The organism is Corynebacterium sp. HMSC072A02, from assembly GCF_001810085.1.
Lineage (GTDB): Bacteria > Actinomycetota > Actinomycetes > Mycobacteriales > Mycobacteriaceae > Corynebacterium > Corynebacterium hesseae.
Genome location: NZ_KV799860.1, coordinates 64,135 through 81,694 on the forward strand (window position 1 = coordinate 64,135; position 17,560 = coordinate 81,694).

Here is a 17,560-nt window from a genome sequence, read left to right on the forward strand (position 1 = left end):
TTAAACCTCGATGGCTTGCAGCGTTGTCTTGTCGATGGCATAGCGGCAGCTGCCCACCGAGACAACGCGGGCGCCGCCGGCCACGCGCGGGCCCATCGTCAGCGTGGCGCCGGGGCGGATACCCAGCTCGCCGAGGCGCACCGCTAAGGCGGCATCGCAGGTGCAGGAAATGCACTCGTTTCCCAAGGTGATGGTGCATCCCATGGGGATGGCGTCGGCGGTTTGCCGTGGGCACCCAGACAACTTCACGGTGAGCTCTCTTCCTCTAAAGCATTACCGTTATAGGTTAACCTAAGTAAATATAGGTCTGTCTAGTTTTCGCCGCTTTCGGTTAGGTGATCCTCACCACGCGGCGCTCGGGGCGCCGCGTTTCCTACATGTTGCCTGAATTAGTTGGTCCAGCTGCTCACCTGGCGCAGCTTTTGGCGGTTCTTCAGCCGCGACTGGCCCAGCTTGCGGGACATGCGGTCCAGAATCTGGATGGCCTCCGTGATGTGAGGGCCTTTGTTGAGCATGACGCACTCCGCGCGCAGCGCATAGCCCGCGTCCGTGATTTCCGCGCGGGAGGGAAGCCCCGTCTTGGCCAGGGTCTCCAGCACCTGCGTGGCCATGATGACCGGGATGTGTGCCGCCTCCGCGACCTTCATGATCCGCCCCGGTACCTGGACCATCTCCTCGAATCCCAACTCCACGGCCAAGTCGCCGCGCGCAATCATGATGCCGAACTTGGCATGTCGCATGCCCTCCAGCAATACGCTTCCCAGCTGCTCATAGGCCGGCACCGTCTCAATCTTGAGCACGATGCCCAGGTCACGCACGCGCTGCGCCATCTCCTCGGACTCCTGCTCGGCGGCAATCTCCTCGAGCGTGTCATAGAGGAAGGCCACATCAGCTGGAGTGCGGATGAAGGAAACCGCTGCGATATCGCAGTGCGTGGCCACAAAACGCAGCGCTTCGATGTCTTCCTCGGTGAGGCTGGGCAGCGGGACGTCAGTATCCGGCAGGTTGATTCCCTTATAGGCGGCCAGGTTGGTGCCGGTGGGCCCGGCGTGCTCCACGGTGATGACAGCCTCGCGCTCAGCGCCGTTGTCCCGCACCTCGTGGACGCGGCCGGAGATTGCGCCATCATCGAAAATCACCCGGTGGCCCACCTCCAGCGCACCGACCACCTCCGGCAGCGTGCACCCAATGGTGGTCACCTCGCCCTCAACGATGCGCGCCGGCTCCTGCGAAGTGCTCAGCACCAACTCCTCGCCGCGGTGCAGGCGAATCTTCTGCTCCAGTGCCGGAACCCCATGCACCTGCGTGGTGTCCCCGCCGTGGCTCAACACCGTTCCCTCGGCGAGGTAGCAGTTGCGATCACCGTGCAGCACCGCCACGCCTGCTTCCGCGCTCTCCACGGTGAACACACGCGAGCGCCCGCGCGCTTCCGTGAAGCGCACCTCGCTGCCGGGGTGCAGGCGCGCCAACCACTCGCCATCCACCTCCAGCGCTACCGCCGGGCGTGCCGCGCTTGGCGACGCCTCCCCCGCCACCCCGTGGGCGCGGGTAGAGGAGGGGGCGTCGTGAAGCACGAGCGTTGCCGGGCTCAGCAGCTCACCTGCCGCGGTGCGCTCGCCGCGCACGCGAATGACCTGCGGACCCGGCTCGATGCTGCCGGTGCGGACCTTGGGGCCCGCAATATCGCAGGAAATCAGGATCTCGCGCCTCACCTCCTCGGCGGCGCGGTGGACGTGTGCCACCATTTTCTGCCAGGCATCCTGGCCATCGTGGGCGCAGTTGATGCGGGCGAGTTCCATGCCCGCGCGGGCGAAACCGAGGACCAGCTCATAGTCATCTGCGGCCTCGGTGGGAAGGGTCACCATGATGCGCGCGTGGGTGTCCTCCTGAGTGGGGCCGAGGAGGGCTTCGGTGTTGGCGTCGAGGATATCGTCCGCGTCCGCATAGGCCGTGGCAATCGGCTGCACGGGGTAGGTCGGTGCGTGGCCATCGAAGGCGTCGAGCACGTTGCGCGCGGCGTGGAGGCGCTCAAGCACCGCGGGCTCTGGATGGCTAAGGCTCGTGGCGCCCAATGCCGTGAGGCCTTCCTGGATTTCGACGGCGTCCTGGGAGCGCAATTCCATGTAGCGCACGAGGTTAACCGCGCCGGGGCGGTGGACGGGATCCACGCGCGCGATCTGCGCGGCGTGCGCGGCAGACGAAGCTTCGATGCGGGTAGTGAGGGAATCAAGAAGTGGGCGCAGGCTAGGCAAGGTTTCTCCTTCGTTGTGAAAGTCCACCCACATTGTGCCGCGACTTGTTAGACCGCGCCACGGAAGCCGAGCTGGCGCCAGGCCTCGTACACGGCCGTCGACGCCGCGTTGGATAGATTCATCGAGCGCCTAGCCGGCATCATGGGGATGCGCACGCGTTCGGTGACACGCGGATGGAAGGCGTGCTCTTCCGGCAGGCCAGTGGGCTCGGTGCCGAAGAGGAGGACGTCCCCCTCCTGGTAGTCGATGTCCGTGAACCACTTATCTGTGTGGGTGGTGAAGGCGAAGACCCGCGCACCGGGCAGGGCTTCCATGCAGGCGTCGAAGTCTTTGTGGATTTTGAGATCCGCCAGGTCGTGGTAGTCCAGGCCCGCGCGCTTGAGGTGTTTGTCCTCGAAGTTGAAGCCGAGCGGCTCGATGAGGTGCAGGCTCGCGCCCGTGACGGCGGCGGTGCGGATGGCGTTGCCGGTGTTGGTGGGGATCACGGGGTTGTCGAAGACGATGTGCAAGCTGCTCATAGGCATCAGTCTAGGATGGTGGGCATGAGCGCTACCAAACTAGATGGCAACTTGTACCGCGACGAGATTTTTGAGGACCTGGCCCAGCGCGTGGCCGCCCTCAAGGAGAAGGGGATTCCCCCGGGACTGGCCACGGTCCTGGTGGGCGATGATCCGGGTTCGCATTCCTACGTGAAGATGAAGCACCGCGATTGCGAGAAGCTCGGAATCAATTCGATTCGCAAGGACCTGCCTGGCGACGTTACCCAGGAAGAACTCGAGCGCGTCATCGAAGAGCTCAACAATGACGATGCCTGCACCGGCTACATCGTGCAGCTACCGCTGCCGAAGCACCTGGATGAAAACCGCGTGCTCGAGCTCATCGACCCGGCCAAGGACGCCGATGGCCTGCACCCGATCAACCTGGGCAAGCTGGTGCTCAACGAGGACGCCCCGCTGCCGTGCACGCCGAACGGTTGCATCCACCTGCTGCGCCGCTTCGGCGTGGAGCTCGATGGTGCCAAGGTCGTGGTCATCGGTCGCGGCGTGACCGTGGGCCGCCCAATTGGCCTGATGCTGACTCGCCGCAGCGAGAATTCCACGGTGACGCTGTGCCACACCGGCACCAAGGACTTGGCCGCGGAGACCCGTGAGGCCGATGTCATCATCGCGGCCGCTGGCAAGGCACACATGCTCACCGCCGACATGGTCAAGGAAGGTGCTGCGGTTCTCGACGTCGGCGTGTCCCGCGTTGACGGCAAACTCGCCGGCGACGTGGCTGAGGACGTGTGGGAGAAGGCCGGCTACGTTTCCCCGAACCCGGGCGGCGTGGGCCCGCTGACGCGCGCGTTCCTGGTGAGCAACATCGTCGAGCGCGCCGAAAAGCTCGCCGCTCAGTAGTGCGTGAAGTCGAGCGCTCGAGTAGTGAGTATGTCTGACCAACCAGCACAGCCGCGCGGGAAAACTGCGCCGCCGGTGTCTTTATCGAACCCGCACGATGCGCACCTGAAGCCCTCGGCGCTGCCGCCGGCTCTTCAGTGGTTGGCCATCGGCTTGTTCGTGGCGGCGGTTGTGGTGTCGGGCTTCTATGCCGTGTTCGAGCACTGGCGCCGCGCCACGCTGCTGCTGGGCGGGGCGCTGGTGTGGCTGACGGTGGTCCGCCTGACCTGCGATTCCTCGCGGGTCGGCGTGCTCGCGGTGCGCTCCCGGCGCTTCGACGCCTGCTTTACAGGCATCTTGGGCGCGGCGATGGTGTTCATGGCCTTTTCCATCGACGCGCTTGGATCGTAACGCGTTTGGCTCCCGGAAAGAGCCAAACGGCTTCTTAAATGTAATACTCGTCGCCCACGTACGCAGGGCCCACGTCTAAGCCATTTGGCGCCGAGAGCAGCAGGAAGTTGCGCAGGATACGGTTCATCTGCCGGGTCTCCGTCAGAAAAGCATCGTGGCCCACGGGTGAGACAATCTTGGCCATCGCCAGCAGCTGGTTGACGTTGCGGGAGATGTGCTCCTGCTGGTGATAGGGGTAGAGGATATCCGTGTCCACGCCCACCACCATCGTTGGTACCTGGGAGGCCGCCAACGCCTTGATGAGCCCGCCGCGCCCGCGGCCGACGTCATGCCGGTTCAGCGCCTCCGTGAGAACCACGTAGGAACCCGCATCGAAGCGCTCGGTGAGTTTCGCCCCCTGGTAATCCAGGTAGGAGTTCACCGCGAAACGCTGGTTCAGCTGGCGGTGCGGCCCCAAGGGATTCTCGCCTTGCTGTGCGGTAGCGCCGAAGCGCTCGTCGATTTCCTGCTCGCCGCGATACGTCAAGTGCGCGATACGGCGCGCCGCCGCCAAACCATCCCGCGGAGTCTTGTCCGTGAGGTAGTAATTTCCGCCATGCCAAAACGGGTCGCGCTCGATCGCGGAAATCTGCGCGGATTGGATGCCAATCTGCCAGCCCGAAGCCCTGGCCGACACCGCAATCACACACACCGCCGACACGCTTTCCGGGTGCAGCAAGCTCCACTCCAGAGTCCGCGCCCCGCCCATCGAGCCGCCGAGTACCGCGTGCACACGCGAAATACCCAGCTTCTTCAAGCAGTCGTGCTCGGCCTCCACCAAGTCCCGAATCGACAGCGCCGGGAAACGCCCGCCCCACGGCTTTCCATCCGGGTGCAGCGACTTTGGCCCCGTCGAGCCGTTGCAGCCACCCAGCGCATTGGTCGCGATAACGCACCAGCGCGTGGTGTCCAGGGCCTTGCCCGGGCCCACCAGGTCGGACCACCAGTCCGCCACGTTGGAATCCCCGGTCAGCGCGTGCTCGACCACCAAGACATTGTTGACGCCGTCCGGGTCGCCGGCGAAAGCGCCCCAGCGTTGGTAGGCCAGGGAGGCGTCGGCAAGCACGGCGCCTGCTTCGGTGGTGAAGTCACCGATGGGGACGACGGCGAGCTCGCCTTCGGGCGCGAGCTCCGGGATGGCGCTAACCAATGGCCGCGAACCCACGCTCGAGGTCGGCGATGATGTCGTTGACGTCCTCAATACCGACGGACAAGCGCACCGTGGCCTGCGTAATGCCCGCGGCCTTGAGCGCTGCCTCATCGGACTGGGAGTGCGTGGTGGTCGCCGGGTGCACCACCAATGAGCGGGTATCGCCGATGTTGGCCAGGTTCGAGTGCAGCTTCAGCGCATCGATAAACGCCCACGCCTCCTCGCGGCCGCCGTCGATGTCGAAGGAGAGCACGGAGCCGGTGTAGTCATAGCCCAGCTTCTCCTTGGTGGCCTTGTAAGGCGAGGACTCCAGGCCGGCGTAGTTGACCTTCGTGACCTTGGCGTGGGATTCCAGGTACTCGGCCACGGCCTGGGCGTTGGCATTGTGCTTCTCGACGCGCAACTGCAACGTCTCAATGCCATTCAGCGTCAGCCAGGCGTTGAAGGGGGAGATGGCGGCACCGGTATCGCGCAGCAGGCCCGCGCGCGCCTTGATAGCGAAGGCCGGTGCGCCCAGATCGGCGTACTTGAGGCCGTGGTAGGCCTCGTCTGGGGTGACGAAGTAGGGGAAGACGGGCTCGCCGTCACGCTCGATGGTCCAGTCGAAGGAGCCGCCGTCGATGATGGCACCACCGATGGCGGAGCCGTTGCCGCTGTAGAACTTGGTGGTGGAAACCACGACGATGTCTGCGCCCAGCTCCAGCGGGCGGGCGAGCGCGCCGGTGGCGATGGTGTTATCCACGATGAGCGGGACCTGGTTCTTGTGCGCTACCTCAGCGATGGCGGGGATGTCGAGGACATCGGCGACTGGGTTGCCGAAGGTCTCGCCGTAAAAAGCCTTCGTGTTCGGCTGGACGGCGTCCTGCCAGGATGCCGGGTCGTCGGGGTTCTCCACGAGGGTGACATCGATGCCGAGGCGCTTCAAGGTCACGGTAAAGAGGGTGGAGGTGCCACCGTAGAGGCGCGGGGAGGTGACAATGTGGTCGCCGGCGGAGGCCAGGTTCAAAATGGCCGCGGTTTCGGCGGCCTGGCCGGAGGCGAAAGCCACGGCGGCGACGCCGCCCTCGAGGGAAGCGAGGCGCTCCTCCAGCGCGTCCTGCGTGGGGTTGGTCAGGCGAGTATAAATCGGGCCGGCATCCGAGAGATTGAAGCGGTTGGCGGCGTGCTCGGCATCGTTGAAGACATACGAGGTGGTTTGGTAAATCGGCACGTTGCGTGCGTTGGTGGAGCCGCCCAGGTTCTGGCCGGCGTGGAGGGCGCGGGTGGCAAAGGACCACTCGTTTACTGCGGAATTATCGTATTTGGTGCTCATGTCAGGAAAGGCTAGACCAAGCGGTTCAGTGCCGTTAGTGGTTTTCTAGAAACCGCAGGCAAGCCCGAGAATAAAAATAGACCGAGCGGTTGGTTCGGCTTAAATTTCGATGCTTTCACCAACCCGCAGGCGCCGATAGCCGCTCACCCCGGCGCGTTGGAGCATGCCGTCGGTGATCTGCTTGCCGGCGTCGGAAAGCACGGCGTCATGGATGGGAACCGTAAGCCGCGCACCGATGCGCATGGCGTAATCCGCGGCATCCGCCCCGCGCACCCACGGGCCGGCGATGGGGAGCAGGAGCACGTCTACCGTGAGTCCTTCCGAGACAACCCACTGGTCGCCGGGGTGCAGCACGCCGCCGAAGAAATAACCCAGGTTCTCCGGGCGCGGGATATTGGGGTGGATCTCCTCGTGGAGGCCGCCCACCGCGTGAATCTCAAGGCCCAGAACTGTAAACGTCTCTCCAGCATGCACGATGGTGCCGGAGCCGAGGGCGTCGATAGCCTCCCGCGTTCCCCACACCGGCAGGCCGCTCCCGCGCACGGCATCGACGTCGAGGTGGTCACCGTGTGCGTGCGTGAGCAGCACCGCTTCGGCGCCTTCGAGGCAGCTCAGGTCAGAGAGGGGACCGGGGTCGATAACGATGCGACCCTGGGGAGCCTCGACGGCCACGGCGGATTGTCCATGCAGAGATAGCTTCATGATTCCCACGCTAGCCAAAAGTAAAGGAATACAGCGAGAGCCCTTCGCTTACTTCCAGCTCGATTGTTTCGGTGTGATTGTCAGGTTCCCGGACGAGATCCACCGTGCCGTCCTCGGTGATGTCGAAGGTGTCAACCGAACCATCGGCGCGGTGCACGCGAACCGTTCCGCGTCCTGATACCACGAGCTGTACCCAGGCGGCGCGGTAGTTCAGTCGCAGGCGCGCGTGAGGTCCGGCGGTGATGGGCTGGTCAGCCAAAGTCCACGTCCCGCCCAGCGAATACTGACCTAACGGCGGCTCGCTCGTGGTGAACTGGTGCGTGCCGTCGCGGTAATCGGGGTTGGTGAAATACTGTGCGCGTGCGGTGCCGAGGTACGTCTCCGGCGAGCGCGGCGCGATGTTCGCATCGGCGGTCTCGATTGGTTCGGGTAGCTCTATGCTGGGGTCACGCTCGAGGAGAAGCTCACGAATGAGGCGCTCGGTCTCGGCGTAGTCGCCCTCGCCATGGTGGGATTGGCGCAGCATGCCGTGCTTGTCGACGACATAGTGCGCCGGCCAGTACCGATTCCCAAAGTTCTTCCACGTGGCGAAGTCATTGTCTTGCGCCACCGGGTATTCGATTCCTTGCTCGCGGGCCGCGCGGCGCACGTTGTCGACCTCGTACTCGAAGGCGTACTCCGGTGCGTGGATGCCGATGATGTCGAGGCCGTAGTCCTTGTAGTGCGCATAGAGCTTGGTCAGGTGCGTGTTGTTGCGCTGGCAGTTGATGCAGGCATAGGCCCAGAAATCGATGAGGGTGACCTTGCCGGAGGTACGCGGATCGACGGGAGCATCCGTGTTGAACCAGCCGGTCAACCCCGCGAACGCGGGCACGGGGGTTCCTTCGGCTGTGCGGGTGGCCTGTTCAACGGGCGTGGCGTCGGCGTCGATGCTGGGGAGCTTTTGCTGCAGCCAGGCGGGCGCGCCAAGCGAAATGGCACCGGCCATGGCGATAACTACCACTCCCGCGGTGATGCGCACCCCGCGCTGGTGGGAGCGGAAAGCATCGACGCGTTTGCCCACCTCGTTGCCGCCCAAAGCGAAGGCCAGCAGGGGGATGGCCACGCCGAGGGCGAAGGAGAGGCAGAGGGCGAGGATGTGGGCGTCGACAGTCCCGGTGGCGCCCGCCACGGAGATGGCGGCGAGTACAGGGCCGGCGCAGGGGACGAAGACAACGCCCATGGCCAAGCCGACGACGAACCCGCCTTTGCCGCGGGCCTTGGCTTGCAAGCTGCCGGCTTTCGGGAGCTTCTGGAAAGGCCACTCAAGGATTTCTTGCACGCGGGGAACCACCATTCCCAGGCCAACGAGGATCAGCAGCGCGATTCCCACTTTCCACGGGATGTCGGCGGGCAGGCCCAGGGAATTGAGCAGCGTTGTGGCAAACAGCGTGACGAGGCTGAAACTTGTGACGAGTCCGCCTACGACCTGCCATGGCCGCCACCGTGAGCCGCCGCTAACGGCGAGGACCAGCGGCAAGACCGGCAAGATGCAGGGCGAGATGCCCGTGATAAGGCCACCGGTAAACCCGATGAACAGCGTTGATAGCATGCTGTACTCCTTCGCTTGGTGTGCGGTGTGGGTATGCAACTAGTTCGGAGTACGAGTGAAAAACGGATTGGTTTTAAATCCATCCAATCCGCATCGCGGGGTGGCTCCGAATAGTCAGATACAGGGCCCGGAAAAGCCGGACCCGAAGACCTGAAGAAGGAGTACCGAAATGAAGAAGCTTGTTACTACCGCCGCTGCACTTGCTGTTGCCGCCAGCGGGTTGGTTGCCTGCAACGACAAGAAGGAAGACATGGACATGATGCCCAGCTCGGAGATGATGGCCCCGAGCGAGGAAATGACTAAGTAAAAGTGCCATGTCCGCCCCGCTGCTGGAGGTAAGCTCTACACCCGTGTCTGCGATGTCACCTGATGAACATGCGCGGCTGAACCGCCTTTTGGTTCAGACCGCTTCCGCAGACAAGCATGCCTTCAGCGCGCTTTACGACGCCCTCGCGCCCACCGTGTACAGCGTGTGCCTGAGCGTTCTGCGCAATCCCGCCTTAGCAGAGGAAGTTGCTCAAGATGTCTTCGTTGAGGTCTGGACCTCCGCTGCGAAGTTTGACCCGCAGCGAGGAAACGCGCGGTCGTGGGTGGGCAGGTTGGCGCATGGGAGGGCCGTCGATAAGCTGCGCAGCCATGTGGCCGCAGTGCAGCGCGATGACCGCGACTCGAAGCTTGATCACGCCACTTTCGCTGAGCCGATCGAAGACGAAGCCCTGAACAATGTGGAGGCTCACCTCCTGCGCCGGGCCGTCGACGAAATTGGGGAGCCGCATTCCACCGCGGTGGCGCTCGCTTTTTTCGATGGCTTGACGCATGCTGAGCTGGCAGAATCAACGGGAGTACCGCTGGGTACGGCCAAGACGCGCGTGCGCGACGGTGTTAAGAAGCTAAAAGCGATTCTCGAAAGGGAGGGGCGATGAGCAATACACATGAGTTTTCTGATGAGACTTTCGATGACTTCCTCGATTCCCTCCCCGAGGTCGAACCGCCGGCGCGAATGAAAGATGCCGTCTTTGCGGAAATTGGCGGTGGCGAAGCTGCCGAGGTCATCGAGCTTCCGCGCCGCCGTTGGCGGACCTTCGTGGCGGTGCCGGCTGCCGCGGCGGTCCTCGTAGTAGGCATGGTTGCCGTGCCGCCCTTGTTGCAGTCCGATGACTCGCAGAATCAGACGAGCGATAGCGCGCGGGTAGAGGCTGAATCGCCCGGCGAGAAGTCGATGCACGCCATCATGGGGGCAGAGGATCTCATGCAGGGCAACGCCGATGCGTCGGGCGCACAGCTGGATATCGTGTCTTCGGCGTCGATGGAGAAATCCGGCGCGATGGTGGATGGCCAGCCGCAGCTCGCCGATGGCATGGGCGCCCAGGTATGGGCAGTCAGCGCCGATGGCGGCATGGCTTCGGCGGGGGTCATCGGCCAGGACCCACACGATGGGGTATGGATGCCTTTCGACGGCGCGGCAGTCAAAGTCATGGTCACCGAGGAACCCGCAGGCGGCAGCGAGCAACCGACGGGCCGCACTCTTGCTACCGTGACCTTGGCAAGCGCCGGTTAGGGCTCAGTCTGCTAAAGCCTGCTTGATCAGCTCCAGCGCGGCGGCGAGTTCGACGTCGCTCAAATGCCCAAAGCCCAAGACCACGCCTTCCTCGGCGGGCGCGCCGCCCCAATAATCGCGCAGCGGGGTCAGCGTGAGGCCCAGATTGGCCGCGCGCTGGACGACGCCCTCTTCACACAACAACACCGCGTGGAGCCCGCCGTGGATGGGCAGAAGGGTAGCGGGGGCGTCTTCCAGCGCGGCTTGGACGAGGTCGCGGCGGCGCTTGTAGGCACGGCGCATTCGGCCGGTATGCCGCCGCAGCGCCCCGCTGGCCAGGTAGTTCGCCAGCGCCGCCTGGGGAATAGCGCCGACGGGCTGGCCGAAGACCTCCCGCACGCGGTCCACGCCCGCGCGCAGGTTCGGCGGCACGACCAGATAGCCACACGCAATCGACGGCGAAATCACCGAGGAAAACGTGCCCAGCAACACCGTGTGTTCCGGGGCGAGCGCGGTGAGCGCGGGCAAGGGCTGGCCGACGTAGCGCAGCTCGGAATCGAAATCATCCTCGATGATGAGCACGTCATTGCCGCGTGCCCACTCGACGAGCTCCGCGCGCCGGGCAGCCGGCAGCGAACCGCCATAGGGGTGCTGGTGGGAGGGGGTGACGATGAGAACGTCGAGGTCAACGGTGGGGACGGTGACACCGTGGGCGTCGGTGGGGACGTCGACAAGCGTGTGCCCCAAGGCCTGGGGGATGCGGCGCAGGCTGGGGTAGCCGGGGGACTCCACGCCCACGCGCAAGTGGCCGCCCAGCGCGCGCAGCAGCACCGACAGCCCGTCGCGGGCGCCGGCGGTGATGACGACATAAGCGGGGTCGACGGTTAGCCCGCGCATGTGGCGCAGGTGCGCGGCCACCTCGCGGGGGAGATCTCCGGAAGGATCCACCGCAGCCTTGCGCCACGCCGCCCTCCATTCGGGGGTGATGATTCCGGCCGTATCGGGTAAACCGGGGGTCAACTCCACGCGCGGTGGGGCAGGGGTGGGCCGTGGAGCAGGATGCGGCTGCGGGGCGCGCCCGTGGGGCAGGTGCGGGTTGATGACGGTGCCCGACCCAACCGCCGCGGTCAGGTAGCCCTCGGCGGTCAATTGCTCATAGGCGGTAACCACGCTGCCTCGGGAAATGCCGAGCTGACTCGCCAATGCGCGCGTGGAGGGAACCTGCTCGCCGGGCAGCAGAATTCCGGCGGCCACCTGGGTGCGGAGGGCTTCGGCAATCTGCACCGGCAGGGCGCGCGTATCAGATGGGTCGAGGCGGAGAGGCATGACCCCATCATAAGTGGTCTAATCCAACACCCAGAAAATGGCTCTTGTCTTGGACCACTTTTCGGGGCCATGATGTGAGCTATGACTGAACAGAAGAATGAACAGGGACGCGCCACCACGCGCGTCAAACGTGGACTAGCTGACATGCTCAAGGGTGGCGTCATCATGGATGTCGTAACCCCGGAGCAGGCACGAATTGCTGAAGACGCGGGTGCTTCCGCCGTCATGGCGCTCGAGCGCGTGCCGGCCGATATCCGCGCCCAGGGTGGCGTGGCCCGCATGTCGGATCCGGACCTCATCGAGGGCATCGTCAACGCCGTGTCCATCCCTGTGATGGCGAAGGCCCGCATCGGCCACTTCGTGGAGGCGCAGATTCTCGGCGAGCTGGGCGTGGACTTCATCGACGAGTCCGAGGTGCTCAGCCCCGCCGATTACGTCAACCACATCAACAAGTGGGATTTCGACGTGCCCTTCGTCTGCGGTGCTACCAACCTGGGCGAGGCCCTGCGCCGCATCACCGAGGGCGCGGCCATGATCCGCTCCAAGGGTGAGGCCGGTACTGGCGACGTCTCCGAGGCCGTCAAGCACCTGCGCACCATCAAGGGTGAAATCGCGCGCCTCCAGAACCTGGATCGCGACGAGCTCTACGTTGCGGCCAAGGAGCTGCAGGCCCCGTATGACCTGGTTGCTGAGGTTGCGGAGACCGGCAAGCTGCCGGTCGTGCTGTTCGTTGCTGGTGGTGTGGCTACGCCTGCCGACGCCGCCCTCGTCCGCCAAATGGGCGCCGAAGGCGTCTTCGTCGGCTCCGGCATCTTCAAGTCCGGCGAGCCCGCGAAGCGCGCGGAGGCCATCGTGAAGGCAGTGACCCTCTACGATCAGCCGGCAGAGCTGGCTAAGATCAGCCGCGGCCTGGGTGAGGCCATGGTGGGCATCAACGTCAACGACATCCCCGCCCCGCACCGCCTGGCTGAGCGCGGCTGGTAGGACCTGTGCCCGCAGTGAAGAAGTCGGCGGACACGACGCGACCGCTCGTCGGAGTGCTCGCGTTGCAAGGCGGAGTGGAAGAGCACATCGCTGTGCTGGAGGGCCTCGGCGCTGCAACGCGCCGGGTGCGCCTGCCGCAGGATCTCAACGGGCTGGACGGAATCATTCTGCCCGGCGGCGAGTCGAGCACCATCGATAAGCTGGCGCGTTCTTTTGGCGTCGCTGAGCCGCTGCGCCGCGCCGTCGAAAATGGGCTGCCGGTTCTTGCCACCTGCGCGGGGCTCATCTACAGCGCCCGCGAGCTGGAAAACCCCGCACCGGGCCAGCAGACGCTGGGGCTTATCGACGTCACCGTGCGCCGCAACGCCTTCGGAAACCAGCGCTTCTCCGAGGAGCGCACCGTGCCCGTCGCGATGGAAGGCCAGAGGTCCGGCGTAAATGCCTCAGGGGTCGGCGAGCCTCTAGCCATCGAAGCGAGCTTCGTCCGCGCGCCCATCGTTACCCGCGCGGGCGAGGGTGTCGAGGTCATCGCCACCGTGCCCCTCCCTGCACATGACATTGAGGTCAGTGGTGAGGGAAGTGGTGCCGGGGCACGAACCCGTCCTGCCGCGGGGCGCGAGGTGATTGTGGGCGTGCGCCAAGGATGCGTCACGGCGTTGAGCTTCCATCCGGAAGAAAACGGCGACTCGCGCCTCCACGCCGCGTGGCTCGCTTCCCTCGTTCGCTAACTAATTCTGCCCGGAAGCTCTTTCCTTAAATAACTATCGCTCAATAGTGATCTGGGATACATTGAGATGTGCCAGCTGAACACATCACGCCCAGAAAGGCACTTTGCCGTGAGCACACCCGCCCCTGAACAAGTCCGCGAAGATATCCGCTTCCTCGGCCGGGTGCTCGGCCGGGTCATCGCGCAGCAGGAAGGCGAGGATGTCTTCGAGCTCGTCGAATCGACCCGCCGCATGGCCTTCGACGTGGCGCACGGCGATGCAAAACCCGAAGACCTCGTCGCCATCTTCCGCGATCTCGACATCACTAAGGTCAACCTCGTGGCCCGTGCATTCAGCTATTTCGCGCTCATCGCCAACCTCGTAGAGGATCTGGATGACGAGTCCGTTGAAGCGCCCGTCTCCCTGCGCAAGACATTCGCCAAGCTCAAGGAAGAAGGCGTCACGCCAACCGACGCCTCCTCCGTCATCCGCGGCGCGCACGTCGCCCCCGTTCTCACCGCGCATCCCACCGAAACCCGCCGCCGCACCGTCTTTGATACTCAGACCCGCATCAAGACTCTCCTCAAGGAATCACACCGCGGCGGCAACATGGCGGCAATCGAGAAGGAAATGTATCTGCGCATGACGCTGCTCTGGCAGACCGCGCTGATTCGCATCGCCCGCCCCACCCTCGAAGACGAGATTGACGTCGGCCTGCGCTATTACAAGCTGTCGCTGCTCGACCAGGTCCCTGCCCTCAACCGCGCCATTCGCCACGCCATGCGCGAGACCTTTGGCCAGCAGCTTCCCGATTCCCCCGTTGTCCGCCCCGGCTCCTGGATTGGCGGCGACCATGACGGCAACCCGTACGTCGACGAGCACACCCTGACCTATGCCACCCGCAAGGCCGCGGCAACGGTGCTCCAGTACTATGCCGACGAGCTCGGCGAGCTGGAGCGCGAGCTCTCCCTATCAGACCGCTATTCCTCCAGCTCCAAAGAGCTGGGCGCGCTTGCCGACGCCTCCCACAACGACGAAAAATCCCGCGTCGACGAACCCTACCGCCGGGCGATCTTCGGCATCCGGAAGAAGGTGCTGGCGAGGTTGGAGGGGGAGGCGTCGCCAAGCGCGTATGCGTCTCCGGAGGAACTCAAGCGGGACCTGGACGTGATCGACCGCTCGCTGCGCCAGTTCAATGACGATATCATCGCCGATGACCGCTTGGCTCGGCTGCGCTCGGCGGTGACGACGTTCGGATTCCACCTTTCGACGCTGGACATGCGCCAGAACTCGGAGTCCTTCGAGAACGTCCTCACCGAGATTTTCGCCGCGGCCACCATCACCCCGGACTACCGCGCGCTGGGGGAGGAGGAGAAGGTCGCGCTGCTCGTGCGCGAGCTGCAGACCAATCGGCCGCTGCTTTTCCCCGACGCTGAGAAGGGATTCACCGAGGATACCGCGAAGGAGCTGGGCGTCTTCCGTGCGGCCGCGCGCGCTGTGCGGGACTTTGGGCCGGAGTCGGTGTCGCACTGCATTATTTCTATGACCGGAACCGTCTCCGACATTCTGGAGCCGATGGTCCTGCTCAAGGAGGTGGGCCTGAGCGAGGTCGATGTGGTGCCGCTGTTTGAGACCATCGAGGATCTGAAGGCCGGCGCCGGCATCCTGGAGAAGCTATGGCAGGTGCCCGTCTACCGTGAACATCTGAGCTCGCGCGGGGATATCCAAGAAGTCATGTTGGGGTACTCGGATTCCAACAAGGACGGTGGTTACCTGCAGGCGAACTGGGCGCTGTATGACGCCGAACTGGCCCTCGTTGAGCTCTGCGCGCGCCACGGCGTGGAGTTGCGACTGGCACATGGTCGCGGTGGTGCGGTGGGCCGTGGCGGCGGACCGACGTATGACGCGATTTTGGCGCAGCCGAAGGGGGCGGTGTCGGGTTCGGTGCGCATTACCGAGCAGGGGGAGGTGATTTCTGCGAAGTACGGTGCGCCGGAGACCGCGCGCCGCCACTTGGAGGCGTTTGTTTCCGGAGCGCTGGAGGCATCGTTGTTGGATACCGAGCCGATTGCGGATCCGGAGCGCGCCTACGAGATCATGCGCGAGCTGGCGGCGTTGAGTGGCGTGGTCTACCGCCAGCTTGTCGACGACCCCGGGTTCATCACCTACTTCACCCAGTCCACCCCGCTGCACGAGATTGGCGAGCTTAACCTGGGCTCGCGCCCGACCTCGCGCAAGCAGACCACCGCGATTACGGATTTGCGTGCGATTCCCTGGGTGCTGTCGTGGTCGCAGTCCCGCACCAACATTCCGGGCTGGTTCGGCGTGGGCAGCGCGGTGACGGCGTGGGTTCAGCAACCCTCCGGAGGATCGACAGCCTCCGGAGGTGCAGCAGGAGCGGTAAATGCCACAGCGGATGTAGCAGTGACCGAGAAGGCTGGAGCAGATACCGGAGCTGGAGAAGAGAAGCGCTGGGAGGAGCTGCGCGAGCTGTATCGCACGTGGCCCTTTTCCCGCTCTGTCTTCGCCAACATGGCGCAGGTCATGGCTAAGGCGGAGATGCAGCTGGCGCGTCTGTACGCCAACTTGGTCGACGACAAGGACACCGCAGACCGTATCTTTGGCCTGATATCCGAGGAATATGAGCGCACCCGCGAGGTCTACCTCAAGGTCACCGGTAACGCGGATCTGGTGAGCGAGAATCAGCGCCAAGCACGTTCACTCAAGCGGCGCTATCCTTACCTGCTTCCGCTCAACGCCGTCCAGTTGGAGTTGCTGCGCCGCTACCGCCGCGGCGACGACCAGTTCCTGGTGTCCAAGACCATCCAGGTCACGATGAACGGGCTAGCCACCGCGCTGCGCAACGCCGGCTAAACCGCCCGCCCGCATCATTGGGCATCCGGCCCAACCGCTTGGCCCGCCAGCATTCCTGCGGGACAGGCTCGAGGGCATGATCAGTTCCATTAGTTAAGCCGGCATGCCGAATGCCCCGCGAGGAGGTGATTTCCTGCGGGGTTCGGGACAATCATGCACCTTGCCCGGCTATACGTTGCCAAGATGAGTGCTGCCAAGGTGGGCGCGGTGGCTAGTTGAAGGCGCTGGTGAAGACCGGCGCGGCGTCGTATGGCGGGATCCATGCCACCCGCCCGCCGATGCGATCCATGTGGCCGCGCGAGGGAGGGGCAGCTGGGTCATCGTCGTTGACTCCGTTGTGGTACGGGCACAGCGGTACCAGGTTGAGGATGTTGGTGGGCCCGCCGCGGGCCCAAGCCTTGATGTGGTGAATCTGGCACTTCTCAAAAGGAACCTTGCAGCCCTCCCAGGCGCAGCAGGGATTCTCCGCGGCTAAGGCAAGACGCTGCTTGGCGGTGGCGAAGCGCTGGAAGCGGAAGACATCGAGCGGGCCGTGTTCGCGGCTGACCGCCACGATAATCCCCTTGTCCAGCAAAGCGCGCTCCACCAGCTGCGATCCGGTCATCGTCGCGCCATTGGTCGTCCGGACGATGAACTCCTCGCCGTCCTTCTCCGTATTGCCCTTGAGCAGCTCGGCGTAGTCATCGAGCTGCAGGACCGCCATGGTGGCAACCTCAGTCTTGACGCCGCCGCCATCCAGATTCTCCAGGAAGCTCTCACCGGGGCGTTCCTGGTCGATGCCCTCGAATACGCCAGTCAGCTGGAGCGAGTCCGCCGTCACGGTGAGCGTGGCAAGGCCGTTGCCATGCTGGGTGAGCTTGGCGCGCTCGGCATACGTGCGGGGCTTACGCATCTGACGCAGGCGCTTGCGAGCTACCTTTTCCACCAGCTCCGCGCTGGTCTGGCACAGCTCCACGCGCAAATCCCATGCTTTGTTGTGGTCCCGAACTTTGGCCACGAAGTGCTCGATAAGCTGCAAGGTCACCAGCCCGTGTCCCCGCCGGCGCGCGGCTTCCACCGCCGTGCGCTGCTTCTTCGTCGATGAGGTGTGCCCGAAGTAGGTGTGGTGGAGGGAGAGGAACACGGTGGCGTCGGCAGGCGCGGCGCCGAGGGCCACCAAGTCAGATTCAGACAGGCCCGCGCACTCGGCCACCAGGTCAATGGCGCGGCCGAGGGCGGCGAAGTACGTCTGCAATCTCATACCCCGCAGCCTAAAAGCGCTCCATCCCGCCGCCAAGCCCCCAACTCGCCATTTGACGA

Annotated in this window: 17 protein-coding genes; 8 read left to right on the top strand and 9 right to left on the bottom strand. The window is 64.5% G+C overall.

From position 1 onward, the window contains the following. The 3 genes from HMPREF2698_RS08895 to HMPREF2698_RS08905 form a co-directional block, all read right to left on the bottom strand. Nucleotides 1-249: a FeoA family protein gene (locus tag HMPREF2698_RS08895; RefSeq protein WP_070563834.1), complete on the bottom strand. Its 249-nt coding sequence runs from the start codon at nt 247-249 to the stop codon at nt 1-3. 140 nt (nt 250-389) lie between these two features. Continuing rightward, nucleotides 390-2,285 (bottom strand): pyruvate kinase, encoded by a 1,896-nt coding sequence (locus tag HMPREF2698_RS08900; protein WP_070521452.1) that lies wholly within the window; start codon nt 2,283-2,285, stop codon nt 390-392. A 14-nt stretch (nt 2,286-2,299) separates the two neighbouring features. After that, nucleotides 2,300-2,770 (bottom strand): tRNA (cytidine(34)-2'-O)-methyltransferase, encoded by a 471-nt coding sequence (locus HMPREF2698_RS08905; protein WP_070521448.1) that lies wholly within the window; start codon nt 2,768-2,770, stop codon nt 2,300-2,302. 24 nt (nt 2,771-2,794) lie between these two features. Between HMPREF2698_RS08905 and HMPREF2698_RS08910 the strand changes: the two genes are divergently transcribed. Beyond that, on the top strand, nt 2,795-3,649 hold the full coding sequence (locus HMPREF2698_RS08910) for a bifunctional methylenetetrahydrofolate dehydrogenase/methenyltetrahydrofolate cyclohydrolase (RefSeq protein ID WP_070563837.1): 855 nt from the start codon (nt 2,795-2,797) through the stop codon (nt 3,647-3,649). A gap of 75 nt (nt 3,650-3,724) precedes the next feature. Further along, on the top strand, nt 3,725-4,039 hold the full coding sequence (locus tag HMPREF2698_RS08915; RefSeq protein ID WP_046648384.1) for a DUF3017 domain-containing protein: 315 nt from the start codon (nt 3,725-3,727) through the stop codon (nt 4,037-4,039). Nucleotides 4,040-4,073: 34 nt separating this feature from the next. Here the strand turns inward: HMPREF2698_RS08915 and HMPREF2698_RS08920 are convergent, their stop codons facing one another. The 4 genes from HMPREF2698_RS08920 to HMPREF2698_RS08935 form a co-directional block, all read right to left on the bottom strand. Then, entirely contained in the window at nt 4,074-5,228 is a 1,155-nt protein-coding gene (locus HMPREF2698_RS08920; RefSeq protein ID WP_246819457.1) for a homoserine O-acetyltransferase MetX, read from the bottom strand. Further along, nucleotides 5,221-6,540 carry an O-acetylhomoserine/O-acetylserine sulfhydrylase gene (locus tag HMPREF2698_RS08925; RefSeq protein ID WP_070563839.1) on the bottom strand — a complete coding sequence of 440 codons (1,320 nt, stop codon included), beginning with the start codon at nt 6,538-6,540 and terminating at the stop codon, nt 5,221-5,223. The genes HMPREF2698_RS08920 and HMPREF2698_RS08925 overlap by 8 nt, the downstream gene beginning before the upstream one ends. Nucleotides 6,541-6,639: 99 nt before the next feature. Continuing rightward, a complete protein-coding gene (locus HMPREF2698_RS08930; RefSeq protein ID WP_070521612.1) occupies nt 6,640-7,242 on the bottom strand; it encodes an MBL fold metallo-hydrolase in 603 nt (200 codons plus the stop codon). Nucleotides 7,243-7,252: 10 nt separating this feature from the next. Further along, nucleotides 7,253-8,833 (bottom strand): redoxin domain-containing protein, encoded by a 1,581-nt coding sequence (locus HMPREF2698_RS08935; RefSeq protein ID WP_070563842.1) that lies wholly within the window; start codon nt 8,831-8,833, stop codon nt 7,253-7,255. A 169-nt stretch (nt 8,834-9,002) separates the two neighbouring features. Here HMPREF2698_RS08935 and HMPREF2698_RS13445 point away from each other — a divergent pair, with 169 nt between their 5' ends. Genes HMPREF2698_RS13445 through HMPREF2698_RS08945 form a run of 3 tightly spaced genes read left to right on the top strand, consistent with a single transcriptional unit; the run spans nt 9,003 to nt 10,391 of the window. Next, complete coding sequence (locus tag HMPREF2698_RS13445) at nt 9,003-9,140, top strand: hypothetical protein (RefSeq protein WP_168164026.1); 138 nt, start codon at nt 9,003-9,005, stop codon at nt 9,138-9,140. Nucleotides 9,141-9,147: 7 nt separating this feature from the next. Next, a complete protein-coding gene (locus HMPREF2698_RS08940) occupies nt 9,148-9,756 on the top strand; it encodes a sigma-70 family RNA polymerase sigma factor (protein ID WP_083303820.1) in 609 nt (202 codons plus the stop codon). Beyond that, nucleotides 9,753-10,391 (top strand): anti-sigma factor, encoded by a 639-nt coding sequence (locus HMPREF2698_RS08945; protein WP_070530682.1) that lies wholly within the window; start codon nt 9,753-9,755, stop codon nt 10,389-10,391. The genes HMPREF2698_RS08940 and HMPREF2698_RS08945 overlap by 4 nt, the downstream gene beginning before the upstream one ends. A 3-nt stretch (nt 10,392-10,394) precedes the next feature. On the opposite strand, the gene HMPREF2698_RS08950 is transcribed toward HMPREF2698_RS08945, so the two are convergent. After that, nucleotides 10,395-11,696: a MocR-like pyridoxine biosynthesis transcription factor PdxR gene (locus HMPREF2698_RS08950; RefSeq protein ID WP_070563845.1), complete on the bottom strand. Its 1,302-nt coding sequence runs from the start codon at nt 11,694-11,696 to the stop codon at nt 10,395-10,397. A gap of 81 nt (nt 11,697-11,777) precedes the next feature. Here HMPREF2698_RS08950 and pdxS point away from each other — a divergent pair, with 81 nt between their 5' ends. From pdxS to ppc, 3 genes are all read left to right on the top strand, one after another. Continuing rightward, nucleotides 11,778-12,680 carry a pyridoxal 5'-phosphate synthase lyase subunit PdxS gene (pdxS, locus tag HMPREF2698_RS08955; protein ID WP_070563848.1) on the top strand — a complete coding sequence of 301 codons (903 nt, stop codon included), beginning with the start codon at nt 11,778-11,780 and terminating at the stop codon, nt 12,678-12,680. A 14-nt stretch (nt 12,681-12,694) separates the two neighbouring features. Next, nucleotides 12,695-13,408: a pyridoxal 5'-phosphate synthase glutaminase subunit PdxT gene (gene pdxT, locus HMPREF2698_RS08960; RefSeq protein WP_070563851.1), complete on the top strand. Its 714-nt coding sequence runs from the start codon at nt 12,695-12,697 to the stop codon at nt 13,406-13,408. A 66-nt stretch (nt 13,409-13,474) separates the two neighbouring features. Beyond that, complete coding sequence (gene ppc / locus HMPREF2698_RS08965; protein ID WP_210386595.1) at nt 13,475-16,261, top strand: phosphoenolpyruvate carboxylase; 2,787 nt, start codon at nt 13,475-13,477, stop codon at nt 16,259-16,261. Between the two features lie 211 nt (nt 16,262-16,472). Here the strand turns inward: ppc and HMPREF2698_RS08970 are convergent, their stop codons facing one another. Continuing rightward, complete coding sequence (locus tag HMPREF2698_RS08970) at nt 16,473-17,501, bottom strand: HNH endonuclease signature motif containing protein (RefSeq protein ID WP_070563856.1); 1,029 nt, start codon at nt 17,499-17,501, stop codon at nt 16,473-16,475. Nucleotides 17,502-17,560 lie beyond the last annotated feature (59 nt).